Annotated in this window: 10 protein-coding genes; 6 read left to right on the top strand and 4 right to left on the bottom strand. The window is 66.4% G+C overall.

What is annotated here, in order from left to right:
• Positions 1-145: 145 nt before the first annotated feature.
• Entirely contained in the window at positions 146-1,201 is a 1,056-nt protein-coding gene (locus B0T44_RS11095) for a ferredoxin--NADP reductase (RefSeq protein WP_077119334.1), read from the bottom strand.
• An 85-nt stretch (positions 1,202-1,286) separates the two neighbouring features.
• Positions 1,287-1,895: a mycofactocin system transcriptional regulator MftR2 gene (gene mftR2, locus B0T44_RS11090; RefSeq protein WP_077119332.1), complete on the bottom strand. Its 609-nt coding sequence runs from the start codon at positions 1,893-1,895 to the stop codon at positions 1,287-1,289.
• Between the two features lie 212 nt (positions 1,896-2,107).
• Here mftR2 and mftA point away from each other — a divergent pair, with 212 nt between their 5' ends.
• The 6 genes from mftA (at position 2,108) to B0T44_RS11055 (ending at position 9,467) form a co-directional block, all read left to right on the top strand.
• Positions 2,108-2,257, top strand: a complete 150-nt coding sequence (gene mftA, locus B0T44_RS28695; RefSeq protein WP_077119330.1) for a mycofactocin precursor MftA — start codon at positions 2,108-2,110, stop codon at positions 2,255-2,257.
• 13 nt (positions 2,258-2,270) lie between these two features.
• Positions 2,271-3,779 (top strand): mycofactocin radical SAM maturase, encoded by a 1,509-nt coding sequence (gene mftC, locus B0T44_RS11080; RefSeq protein WP_077119327.1) that lies wholly within the window; start codon positions 2,271-2,273, stop codon positions 3,777-3,779.
• A 216-nt stretch (positions 3,780-3,995) separates the two neighbouring features.
• Positions 3,996-5,393 carry a mycofactocin biosynthesis glycosyltransferase MftF gene (mftF, locus tag B0T44_RS11075; RefSeq protein WP_077119323.1) on the top strand — a complete coding sequence of 466 codons (1,398 nt, stop codon included), beginning with the start codon at positions 3,996-3,998 and terminating at the stop codon, positions 5,391-5,393.
• Between the two features lie 12 nt (positions 5,394-5,405).
• Entirely contained in the window at positions 5,406-6,884 is a 1,479-nt protein-coding gene (gene mftG / locus B0T44_RS11070) for a mycofactocin dehydrogenase MftG (protein ID WP_077119320.1), read from the top strand.
• A 1,186-nt stretch (positions 6,885-8,070) separates the two neighbouring features.
• A complete protein-coding gene (locus B0T44_RS11060) occupies positions 8,071-8,286 on the top strand; it encodes an MbtH family protein (RefSeq protein ID WP_077119315.1) in 216 nt (71 codons plus the stop codon).
• A 158-nt stretch (positions 8,287-8,444) separates the two neighbouring features.
• Positions 8,445-9,467 carry an alpha/beta hydrolase gene (locus B0T44_RS11055; RefSeq protein WP_077119313.1) on the top strand — a complete coding sequence of 341 codons (1,023 nt, stop codon included), beginning with the start codon at positions 8,445-8,447 and terminating at the stop codon, positions 9,465-9,467.
• 28 nt (positions 9,468-9,495) lie between these two features.
• Here B0T44_RS11055 and B0T44_RS11050 read toward each other — a convergent pair whose 3' ends face one another.
• Positions 9,496-10,803, bottom strand: coding sequence for a TetR/AcrR family transcriptional regulator (locus B0T44_RS11050; RefSeq protein WP_077119311.1), 1,308 nt, complete (start codon positions 10,801-10,803; stop codon positions 9,496-9,498).
• Positions 10,804-10,844: 41 nt separating this feature from the next.
• The gene (locus tag B0T44_RS11045) at positions 10,845-12,803 is read right to left on the bottom strand and encodes an acetoacetate--CoA ligase (RefSeq protein WP_077119308.1); all 1,959 of its coding nucleotides are present in this window, start codon (positions 12,801-12,803) and stop codon (positions 10,845-10,847) included.
• Between the last annotated feature and the right edge of the window lie 17 nt (positions 12,804-12,820).

The following is a 12,820-nucleotide window of genomic DNA, read 5'->3' as shown; positions in this document are numbered from 1 at the left end:
CAGGGCGAGCGGCAGCGCCGCCGTCGTCTCCGGACGTCCTGCATCCTGCACCCGGCATCATCCAGTGTGCGGCCCAGCCAGCGTGTCGGCGCCGCATCGCGCAGGGCCCCGCGCCGGAGGCGCTGCCATCAATACCGCGCGGCCATTAAAACTGTATGCGCAGCCTGTCGGTCAGGGGATGTGCTTGGCATCCGAGGATGTACCCGTTTTCGATGTCCTCGGGGTCGAGGATCTCCGAGTTGTCCATCTCGACCTTGCCCTCGAGAACGGTGCATGCGCAGGACCCGCATTCCCCTTCTTGGCAGGAGTAGGGCACGTCGAGCCCTTTGTCGAGCATGATGTCGACCAGCGTTTGCTTCCGCGGCCATTTCAGTTCGTGTACTTCCCCGTCGAGTTCTACCTCGACGGTCGCGGCGTCGGCGGCTTCCTCATCGCTGATTTCGACAGGTGCTTGGTCGGCGAACGGGTCTCCGGCCAGTGAGTTGAAGATCTCGGCGTGAGTGCGGTTGCGTGGTACACCGATTTCGGCGAGTGCTTGGTGTACGCCGTCCATGAAGGGTTTCGGGCCGCACAGGAAGGCGGTGTGTTCGGTGTAGGGCCTGCTGAGGGCGGCCAGGGAGGCGACGCTGGGCAGTCCTTGTAGCTGTTCCAGCCAGTGGATGACGGTGAGCCGCTGCGGGTGTTTGTCGGCGAGTTCGCGCAGTTCAGCGGCGAAGATGACCGATTCTGGGTCGCGGTTGGCGTAGATCAGGACGATCCGGCCGGTGCCGCGGGCGATGGCGGATTTCAGGATCGACATCACGGGTGTGATCCCGCTGCCCGCGGCGAAGAGCAGCAGGTTTTCGTCGAGGTCTGCGGGGGTGAATACGCCGGACGGTGGCAGCACCTCGAGTTCGTGGCCTGCTCGGATGTTGTCGCACAGCCAGTTGGATCCGTAGCCGCCTTCGGTGCGTTTGACGGTCACTTTGGGCTGGTCGTCGGTGTGTGGGGAGCTGGCGAGGGAGTAGCAGCGGGCGACGGAGCCGGTTCGGTCGCTCGGGATGCGCAGGGTGAGGAATTGGCCGGGTTTGTAGGCGAAGCGTTCGCGCAGGTCGCTGGGTACTTCGAAGACCAGTGAGCGGGCGTCGGCGGTTTCGGTGATGACCTCGGCTACCCGCAGCACGACCGATCGCGAGCCGTGGGGAACTTCGACGGTGGTCATGTCGTCCTCTCGTACCTGGGCGCTGGCCGCGATGTGGTACCACAGCCAAAACTAGAACGTGTTTCAGTTTTCATCGTACGTCGGGTTACGGCTGCTGGACAAGCTGGGCTTCCAGCCCGGCGATCAGCACTTCCATACCGAAGTCGTAGGAGTACTTGCCGCGCAGATCGGGCATGTACCGGGTGGCGCGTGCCACGGTCTCGGGCAACGGCATATCGGGCGGGGTGGCGAGGTTGCGTGGGTTCACCCGCCTGCGACCGAACAGGTACGTATGGATGGTGGCGTAGGCGGCGAGCACATTGCGGTCGCTGAACCCCGCCTCGTACAGGATCTCCATCACCGCGGCGATCAGATCGAGCTGTTTGCCCAGCATTTGTTCGATCAGCACATCACCGAGGCCGGGATGTTTGCGCAGCCGTTCGTCGATCTGGTCGATGAGCTCACGCAACCGCTGCTGCCACGGTCCGGTTTCCGGGGGCGGTTTGCGCACGCCGGCCAGTGCGGCGGAGGCCACCAGGTCGAGCAGCTCGCGTTTGTCGGCGACGTAATAGTAGGGAGCCATCGGCGAAACGCCCAGTTCGCGCGAGAGTCGCCGCATGGAGAGTTTTTCGACGCCGTCGGCGCGGACGACGCGTAGAGCCGCCTCGACGATCTCGGTTTCCGACAGCGTATTGCCGCCCCCGTTCGTCTGCATTCGCACGACTCCCATGCCACCTCTACCACGCCGAGCGGATGTGCTCGCCACGTTCTGTTCAGCTGCTTGCCATCGGAAAGTCTAGAGCGCCCGGTATTCGCGGTGTCGGCCCGCAGTTGCGGAAACAGGTTCCATTTTGTCAGCCGATGACGTTATCGTGGGGCAGGCGACCGCAGCGAGCGGTCGTCAGCGCCAACCTTGTGGAGGTAGCCATGTCGGACAACCGCTCCTTCGGACACGCCGATACCGATCACCGCGGCCCGGTCGGGACCGTCGAGGCACGCAACGGCGAGGACGCGCCGCTGGTCGAGGAATCCCTGATCGAAGAGGTATCCATCGACGGTATGTGCGGCGTCTACTGATCGGCGGTAGATCATGCTCGACCTGGATACCCGCTGGCAGCTGCATCCGCGAGTTGCCCTGCGACCGGAGCCGTTCGGCGCACTGCTGTATCACTTCGGCACGCGCAAACTGTCCTTTTTGAAGAACCCACGCATCGTCGAGATCGTGCGCTCGCTGCCCGGTCACGTCTCGGCCCGCTCCGCGCTCCGTGCGGCGGGCGTCCGGGACGAGAACGCCGATCCCTATGTCAAGGCCCTTGCTCAGCTCGTGGACTCCGACATGATCGTCGGCGCACCACCCGACACCGAACTCAGCGCACCGGCGCCGTTCGCGCCCGCCGCCCCGGCCGACCCGGCGGTGCGGCTGGTCGATCGATTCGAGTCGGGGCTGGCCGCGCCGATCTGTCTGACCTGGGAATTGACGTATGCGTGCAACCTGTCCTGTGTGCACTGCCTGTCCTCGTCGGGCAGACGTGACCCGCGGGAACTGAGCACCGAACAGTGCAAGGCGCTGATCGACGAGTTCCAGCGCATGCAGGTGTTCTACGTCAATATCGGCGGCGGTGAACCCACCGTGCGGCCGGATTTCTGGGAGCTGGTCGATTACGCGACGGCGCATCAGGTGGGCGTGAAGTTCTCCACCAACGGTGTGCGCATCACGCCCGAGGTCGCGCAGCGATTGGCGGCCAGCGACTATGTGGACGTCCAGATCTCGCTGGACGGCGCCGACGCCGAGGTCAACGACGCGGTGCGCGGGCCGGGTTCCTACGATACGGCGATCCGCGCCCTGGAGAATCTGGCGAATGCCGGGTTCTCCGACGCGAAACTGTCGGTGGTCGCGACCAGGCACAATATCGCGCAGCTCGACCAGTTCCGGGAGATCGCCGAACGGTACGGCGCCACATTGCGGTTGACCAGGCTGCGCCCTTCGGGCCGCGGTGCCGACGTCTGGGATGAACTGCATCCACTCCCCGAACAGCAGCGCGAACTCTACGAGTGGCTGCTGCGCAACGGTGAGGGCGTGCTCACCGGGGATTCGTTCTTCCACCTGTCCGCCTATGGTGCAGCGCTGCCCGGCCTGAACATGTGCGGGGCAGGCCGGGTGGTGTGCCTGGTGGATCCGGTGGGCGATGTGTACGCCTGCCCGTTTGCGATTCATGAGCGGTTCCACGCCGGAAACGTGGTCACCGACGGTGGTTTCGCCACGGTGTGGCGGGAATCGGAACTGTTCACCGAATTGCGTGAGCCCAGCGGCGGCGGCGCCTGCTCGTCGTGTGCGCATTACGACTCGTGCCGGGGCGGCTGTATGGCGGCGAAGTTCTTCACCGGGCTGCCCGTCGACGGCCCCGACCCGGAATGTGTACAGGGCTACGGCGAGGCGGCGCTGGCCGATACCGGGCGGGTCATTCCGCGTCCCGCGGTAGACCATTCCCGCCGCAGCTCGCGCAAGCCCGGATCGCGGAAATCGGGTCCGGTGCCGTTGACGCTGTTGCCGCCTGTGCGCAGGCCGTCGCGCGCCTGCGACGAAAGCCCGCTGGCGTAAGGCGGTACGGTAGCCGGATGCGTTACCACCCGCAGCGACCCGTACGCACACTGATTGCTGGTTCGTTGCTGCGGGCGGGTTCATCGCATCCGGCTATCGTCCGGCTACGGAAGACGTGCCCGCTTCGCCGGGTGGGCACGATAAATCCTCCGGAACCGGCTACTTTTTCGCTCACTGATGATGTCGACCGCTGAATTGCCAGTTAACATGCCAGGAATGCGCCATGATCGCCTGCCCGATGGTTTCGGGGTGCGGATCGACCCGCGGGTACGCGCATACTCGGGGGGCCGCATCCTGATCGGAGGTTCGCCCGCCCGGTTGCTGCGCCTCGCCCCGGAAGCCGCCGAAATGATCGGTGACGGGTACCTCGAGGTGAACGGCCCGAAATCCGCTGTCGTCGCCAGACGGCTGCTGGATTCCGGCGTCGCCAATCCCCGGCCGCGGCTGCTGCCGAAACCGGAGGACGTCACCATCATCGTCCCGCTACACAACAACGCCGACGGTTTGGCGCGGCTGCTGTCGGCCCTGCGCGGGCACAACGTGATCGTGGTCGACGACGGCTCCGATCAACCGGTGCGCGTCCCCGAACACGGGGGCCGCTGTCGGGTCACGGTGCTGCGGCACGAACGCACGCTCGGTCCGGCCGCTGCCCGCAACACCGGTTTGCGTGCGGCAGCAACCGAGTTCGTCGCGTTTCTCGACTCCGATGTGGTGCCGCGCAGCGGTTGGCTGGAAGTGATGCTCGGCCATTTCAGTGACCCCGAGGTCGCTCTGGTCGCGCCGCGGATCGTCGCGCTGGACCCGGAGTCCACTGCGCTGGCCCGCTACGAGCACACCCGTTCGTCGCTGGATCTGGGCAGACGGGAATCGGCGGTGCAGTCGCGCGGTGTGGTGTCGTATGTGCCGAGCGCAGCGCTGCTGGTGCGCCGCGCTGTGCTGGTGGCCGAGGGCGGTTTCGACGAGACGATGCGGGTCGCCGAGGATGTGGACCTGTGCTGGCGGCTGGAACGGGCGGGCTGGCGGTTGCGGTACGAACCGGCCGCCCATGTTGCGCACGACCACCGGGTTTCCTTCCGCGACTGGTTCCGCCGGAAACTGTTCTATGGCACCGGCGCTGCACCGTTGAGCGAACGGCACGCCGGAATGGTGTCGCCGCTGTCGGTACCGAAATGGACGGTGCTGTCGGCGGTGCTGCTGGCCACCCGCACGCGCTGGGGGTTGTTCGGCGCGCTGATCACGCTGCTGACCGCGTTGCGCAGGCTGCGGCGGGTGTTCACCGGTGTCGACAACCCGACCCGGATCGCGGCGATCTATCTGGCGCGCGGTTTCTTCGCCGGACTGTGGCGGTTGGCTTCGGCGATGTGCCGGCATTACTGGCCGGTCACCGTGGTGGCGATGTTGTTTTCCCGCCGCATCCGCCATATCGCCCTGGCCATGGCATTGGCCGACGGTGTCGCCGACTGGTACACCCACCGTGACTCCGGCGGGCTCGGACCGCTCCGCTATATCGTGTTCCGGCGGATCGACGATATCGGCTACGGCGCCGGGCTGTGGCTCGGCGCGATCCGGGCGCGCAGCGTGGAAGCACTGAAACCCACGCTGCCACCACACTGATCCGCGGCTGGGATGGTCGACACCCTCGTCATCGGCGCCGGTACCGCCGGATGTGTGGTGGCCGCCCGCGCCAGTGCCGATCCGCGGCATACGGTTCGTGTGGTGGAGGCCGGGCCGGTATGGGCTTCGGCAGCGCAGTTCCCGCCGCAACTGCGGGACGCGACACGATTGCCGCTCGACGACGCCGCGCCGTGGTTGTGGCGTTATCCGGTCGCGCTGACCGAGGAGCGGCCGGGAAGTATTGTGCGCGGTAGGGTGGCCGGCGGTTCCGGTACGATCAACGGCTGCTATTTCGTGCGCCCGCCCGCCGCGGATTTCACGGCGTGGAGCCAGGTGGCGCCGGGCTGGTCCACCGACGAGGTGCTGCCGCACTTCCGGGAGCTGGAACACGATTACGACTACGGCGATCAGCCCGGCCACGGCAACGCTGGCCCGGTGCCGGTGCGGCGGACCACCACACCCGCCCCGCTGACCGAGCAGTTCCTCCAAGCGTGCACGGCCGCCGGGTTCACCGAGCTAGCCGATCTGAACGCGTTGCCCGCGGATTCGGCCGCCTCTGGTGCCGGTCTGGTGCCGTGCAATGTCGGTCCCGTCGCCGGCGACGGTTTCCGGGCACGGGTCGCCACCGCGCAGTCGTATCTGCTGCCCGCGCTGTCGCGCCCGAACCTCACGGTCACCGGTGGCACGACGGTGAGCACGATCCGTTTCCGCGGCGGGCGGGCGATCGGTGCGGACTGTGTACGAGACGGGGTGCCGGAGACGGTGTGGGCCGACCGGGTGGTGGTGTGTGCGGGCGCGATCGAATCGGCCGCGCTGCTGCTGCGTTCCGGTATCGGGCCGCCCGAGCAGTTACGTGCGTTGGGGATTCCCGTGGTGCAGGCAGCACCCGTCGGCCGATGGTGCACCGACCATCCCGAAATCGGCATCGAGTACCGGCACCGTGCTCAGCTCGACCGCACCGTCGCCCTCGAATCCGTGCTCGAACTAGGCGATATCGAAATCCGCCCCTACACCGTGGCTTTCGCACCGGATACCCGCCATCTGGGGATCGCTCTGATGCGACCGCATGCATCCGGCACGCTCCGGTTGCGGTCCGCGGACCCGCTGGCGTCCCCGATCATCGAATATCGCTATCTCGCCAATGCCGTCGACCGGACCCGGTTGCATGAGGCAGCCGAAGTGGCGGGGCGTCTGCTGGACCGGATGGGCGCCGAGCCGGTGGGTGATATCCCGGATCGCGATGCCGCCGGGGCCGAGCATGCCGATGGATGGCTGCTGCGGCTGCTGGGTACTTCGCAGCATCTTTCGGGGACCTGCCGGATGGGTGTCTCCGGTGATCCGCGTGCCGTCGTGGACGAACGCTGCCGGGTGCACGGTGTGCCAGGTCTGTCGGTGGCGGATTTGTCGATCGTCCCGGTTCCGCTGGGGCGGGGGCCGCAGGCGACGACGGTGATGCTCGCCGAGCGTGCCGCCACCTTCCTGCGAGGCTGAGGGCTTGGCGCGGCTCAGCTGTCTCTAGCACTTGTCCAGATTTTTGCTCAAAGTATTCCTTTTTATTCTGTTCTGTCTTAAAGTTCGCGGTACCTGATTCGCAATCAGGTGAGGCCGGTATCGCCGCGGCGCCCGTGCGCTGCGGTAATGGAGTTGGAGGAACGATCACGCGCTAGCACCAGGCGTTCCGAACCGACCCCGGCCAGGGAACGCGATGCTCCGGCGGGCATCACCGTTCATCACGCATCCGCCGGAAATCATCCGCGGTTGTCGCCTCGTGTGAATTTCCGCGGTGGCCCTCAGGTTTCACGACCGGACGCACCCCAGCGGGCACGCGCGCCTGCGCCGTCCGGTCCGCGCTGCTCACACTGTTCGGTGCAGCGCGTTGTTCGTAGTGAGGAGGATCCGTGTATCGGACGAACGCGGCTCCGGCACAGGGGGAACGGGCCCACGGATACGACCGTGTGCGGAAACATATCCGGCACGAGACTGCGCTATTCGCACCGGGCCCTACCTGCGCTGATCCGGTCTATGTCGCTAACGTGTCGACATCCATCGAGCAGTGGACGATATTCACGCGGCGGTTATGGGTACTCGATCGGCTGCTGCCACCACTTTCGGTCGTAGCAAGGGGCGAGCTGTATCCGTCGGGGGTACAGCTCGCTTTCGAAGCGGGCGGAGACGAGGCGTTCGCGGCGCGGTTCGGCACCGATATCGCTGCGCCGCAGTATTTCACCCGCGACACGGGCGACACCCGCCTCGAACTCCCCGCGATATCGGCGATTGCCAGTACGCTGGACATCGGTGTGGCTGAGTCGGTTCCATGGCTCGAGGCCACCGACACCCCCGCCGGCGCCGGACACGGGGAAGGTTCGGCACCGGCGGGGATAAATTTCGGGTTGCGCTACTACCCTTGCTATTTCGGCTCTTTCTCGGTTGGACATCGACCCCTGTTGCCGAAACATCACCTGAAGAGAACCGCAACAACGGGCGGCGGGTCGTCGAATCACTCGCGGCGGTTTTCCGAACAGTTGTGGCGCAGCTCATTTCGTAGACCGCACCGGCCTGGTACTGCCGCGAACGCCTTCTGCGGTACCGGCGAGCCCGAGCGAAAAGGGTGGCAGCCCAACATGTCCGGCGTAGACCGTCTCCAAGTCGTCATGTGCCGCAGACAGAAAGTAACCAGATGACCAATCCGTTCGACAATGAAGCCGGCCAGTTCTATGTCCTGGTCAACGCCGACGGCGAACACTCCTTGTGGCCCACCTTCGCCGCAGTCCCCGGCGGCTGGACCATCACCCACGGCCCGGCGTCCCGCAAAATATGCCTGGACTATGTGGAAACCCACTGGGTCGATATGCGCCCGAAGTCCCTCATCGACGCCACCCGCGAAACCAACTGAAACTCCGCACCCGGCGGTCGATGTGTCCAGGTCCCGGCAACAGTGCTGCTTGACAGGGATGCGGGAGCGCTGAATAGTCGTTTCGGACGAATGCTGTCTCGATGAAGTACCTCCTGCAAGCTCCTCGGCGTTGCCGTCGACCGTAGAAGGAGATCATCATGACCGAGCTTTCCGATCCCGGCGAACCAGTGCTGGAGCCGGCGGCGCGGCAGTTGGCCGAGGAAACTTCCCCACACCCGCGGATCTATGAGGTGCCGCCGGAGCAGGGGCGCGCGATCCTGGTGGGATTACAGTCCGGGGAGGGGGTGGACAAACCAGGGGTCGAGGAACAGTGGGTGGATGTGCCCGACGGACCGACCGGGCGGATACGGACCCGGATCGTGCGACCAGAAGGATTGTCGGGGCGGCTGCCGGTGGTGCTCTACCTGCACGGCGCCGGATGGGTGTTCGGCGACGAGACCACCCACGACCGCTTGGTGCGGGAACTGGCAGTAGGGGTGCAGGCGGCGGTGGTGTTCCCGGTGTACGACCGAGCGCCAGAAGCCAAGTATCCGATCGCGGTGGAACAGTGCTACGCGGTCGGACGGTGGGTGACCCAGCACGGGAACGAGCACGACCTGGACGGATCCAGGCTGGCCGTCTGTGGTGACTCGGTCGGCGGCAATATGGCGGCCGCGTTCGCGCTCATGTGCTCCGAACGCGGCGATATCGAACCGAAAGCCCAGGTGCTGCTGTATCCGGTGACCGACGCGAACTTCGAAACAGCCTCCTACCGGCAGTTCGCCGACGGCTACTACCTCACCCGTGACGGGATGAAATGGTTCTGGGACCAATACACCACCGAGCCCGCGCAACGAGCCGAACCACACGCCGCTCCGCTGCGCGCGAGCATCGACCAGCTGCGCGGCCTGCCCCCCACCCTGGTGATCACCGGCGAAGCCGATGTCCTCCGCGATGAAGGGGAGGCCTACGCTGCGAAACTGCGCGCGGCGGGTGTCGAAGTGACCGCGGTCCGCGTGCTCGGCATGGTGCACGACTTCCTCATGCTCGACAGCCTCCGCGACTGCCACGCCACCAAGCTTGCCCGCAACCTGGCCGTGGAAGCGCTGGCCGAGGCACTGCACGGACCGATCGCCCGCACCACGATCCCGCACTGGTTCACCGAGCCAACGCGCGTCTGAGCCCCGCGGGACACCGGCAGCGGTCCCGCTATGTCGGCGGGGCCGCGGTCGTGTCATCGTCTGCCGGTCGCCCGAACAACACCGTCTGCATCAGCAGCCGCACCCGCGGCTGGGAGGCGATCGGATCGTTGTCGAACGAGCGGCCTAGGTCGACGACCAGTGCGAACGCGGCGTGGACCAGGAAGCGGGCCTGGGCGCCGGACAGGTCGGGGCGAACCTCGCGGACCAGCCGCGCCCATTCCTCGACGCTGAGCCGCTGGATATTGCGCAGCGCGGTCCGCTCCTCCGGCGGGACATGCTGGAATTCGGTGTAGTAGACGAAGGTCAGGGCGCGTTCGGCGAAGGAACCGGCGACGAACTGCGCGATCAGCGTGGTCAGCGCGGCTTCCGGGCTGGCGGCGGCGGATACGGCGGGGCCGATCGCGCTGGACACCCGGTCGGCTGCACGGCGGAAAGCGGCCGCGAGCAGGTCACTTTTGCTGCGGTAGAAGCGGTACACCGCAGACGCCGCCGACAACCCGGCCGCGGTGGCGATGTCCTCTACGCTCACATTCGGATACCCGCGGGCGTGGAACAGGTCGACCGCTTTGTGTAGCAGCAGTTCGTGTTTGAACGAATCGGGGATCTCGACCCGGGGCGCGGGTTCGGCAGCGCCGGGGGCGGGCAGGTGCGCGTTCGCCAAGTCCCAGCAGGCCGAACCCAGCAGGGCGGTCAGCGTTTTCGCGGGCAGCGCCGCGTGATGGTCGGCGATGCTGGTGATCACCGACAGCATGGCGGCCACGAGAACGCGACGGTCGTCGGTGGCGAGTTCGGGACGTAGTTGCGCGAGTTCGGTGCCGAGGGCGGCGAGTATCTCGGTCTGCTGGTCGATCAGTAGCGCCCGGTCTTCGTCGGCGAGGTAGCGGGCCTCCCAGCGGACCAGGGTGACGCTGGCACGGTTGCTCACGGTGGCGGTGATCAATGCGTCCAGCACCCGGCGCAAACGCTGCTCGGGGGTCGTGTCCGTCGCGACGGTGTCGACGTCGGCGTTGCCGGGTGTCCGCACCGATTCGGTCATCGCCTGGCCGACGCGCAGCAACTCTTCCCGGAACAGCGCGTATTTGCTCGGATAGTGCCGGTAGAGGGCAGCGGAGCTGATGCCGAGGCCGGAGGCGATGTCCTCCATGCTCACCCCGTGGTAGCCGAGCGAACCGAAGGCGGAGGCAGCGGCCGCCGCGATCTGGGCCCTGCGGTTCTTCGGCCTGCGCCGGATTTCACGTCGGTCCGAGTCGCCGTCTCCTTTCACGAGGCTGCCGTTGTCCCTCGCGCGAACAGAACGGCGATTGTCGACACTCATTCGCTTATGGTATCGCTGGCTAACAGGCGGCTACGTCCCGGTCACGATCGTGGCGGGCGGATGCGGGCATACCAATCGAGCAGGTCGGGGTCGTCGACGGCGCTGCGTTCCACCACCCGCGCCGGGTCCGCGCCCTGGAACAATTTCTTGATCGGCACCTCGAGTTTCTTGCCGGTGCGGGTGTGCGGGACGGCGGGGGCGGCCAGGATCTCATCGGGTACATGGCGTGGCGACACCTGGGTGCGGATCACCTCGTTGATCTGTTCCCGCAGCTGGTCGGTGAGTTCCGCGCCGGGTGCGAGCACCACGAACAGTGGCATCCAGTAGCCGCCTTCGGCCTGCTCCACCCCGATCACCAGTGCTTCGGCGACCTCCGGCAGCCGTTCCACGACCTGATAGATATCGGCGCTGCCCATCCTGATGCCGTGCCGGTTCAGTGTGGAATCGGAGCGACCGTGCACGATAACGCTGCCGTGGTCGGTGATGGTTATCCAGTCCCCGTGCCGCCACACACCGGGAAAGGTGCCGAAATAGGCGTCGTGGTAGCGCTTCCCGTCCGGGTCGCGCCAGAAGTAGATCGGCATGGACGGCATGGGCGCGGTGACCACCAGTTCACCTACTTCGCCCCGCACCGAGCGTCCCTGTTCGTCGTAGGCGTCCAACGCCACTCCCAGATACGGGGCGGACAGTTCGCCCGGCCACACCGGCACCGTGCGCGCCCCGCCGATGAACGCCGACACCACATCGGTTCCGCCGCTGATGGAGGCGACCGGGATGTGCGCGCCCACCTTGTCACGCAACCACAGCGACGAACTCTGCGGCAGCGACGACCCGGTGATGCCGATCAACCGCAGCGCCGAGAGATTGTGGTCGGTGCCCGGCACCGCGCCGGCTTTGCTGCAGGCCAGCACGTAGCCGGGGCTGGTGCCCACCACCGTGGCGCCGACGCGGGCAGCGATCCGCCACAGCGCGTCCGGGGACGGGTAGGTGGGGCTGCCGTCGTAGCAGACGATGGTCGAGCCGGTGAGCAGGCCCGCGATCTGGAAGTTCCACATCATCCAGCTGGGGCTGGTGTACCAGAAGAACGTGTCTTCGGGCCCGATATCCGATTGCAGGCCAACGGCTTTGAGGTGTTCCAGCAGGACACCACCGTGACCGTGCACGATACCTTTCGGCAGGCCGGTGGTGCCGGAGGAGAAGACGATCCACAGCGGGTGATCGAAGTCGACGGAAGCGGTGTCGATGATCGCGGCAGCGTTATCGGTGTTGTCACTGGCCTGGGCCCACGGCAGGGAATCGGGAATCTCGTTACCGAGGCGGCAGACGGCGATGGTGGCGCGCACGGTGGGGAGCCCGACGCGCAGTGCGGCGACATCGTCGCGTTTGTCATGTGTTTTGCCGCCGTAGCGGTAGCCGTCTGCGGTGACCAGCACGCTCGGTTCGAGCTGGCCGAGCCGGTCCAGCGCCGCCTTGGCCGAATAGTCCTGCCCGCAGGCACTCCACACCGCACCGACAGCGGCGGTGCCAAGGAAAGCGACCACTGCTTCGGGGATATTGGGCAGATACCCGGCCACCCGGTCGCCCGGCCCCACCCCCAGAGAGCGCAGCGTGCGCGCGAACGCCGCGACGCGGTCGATCAGCTCCGTCCAGGACACTTCCTGCATCCGGACCTCTTCGGTGTCGCTTTCGGTGACCGCGATGATGGCGGGCCGGTCGGTGCGGAACTGCCGGACGACCTGATCCACATAGTTCAGCCGGGTCCCGGGAAACCAGTGCGCGCCCGGCATTTCGGTGCTGGTCAGCACATCTCCGGCGATGTCGCCGAGTTCGAAATAATCCCAGACCGCATGCCAGAACGCGGGTAGATGATCCACCGACCATTGCCACAGTGTGTGGTAGTCCGGCAGCGTCGCACCGGTGCGCGCTGCGACGAACCGCGCGAAGTCGGTGATCCTGGCCTCGGCGATATCGCGTTCGGTGGGCGTCCACTGTGGCTGCACCGCTGGTCCTCCTGGTG

It is taken from the genome of Nocardia donostiensis, from assembly GCF_002081715.1.
Taxonomy (GTDB): domain Bacteria; phylum Actinomycetota; class Actinomycetes; order Mycobacteriales; family Mycobacteriaceae; genus Nocardia; species Nocardia donostiensis.
The sequence above is the reverse complement of the archived record's forward strand: the minus strand, read 5'-3'. Positions and strand labels throughout refer to the sequence as shown.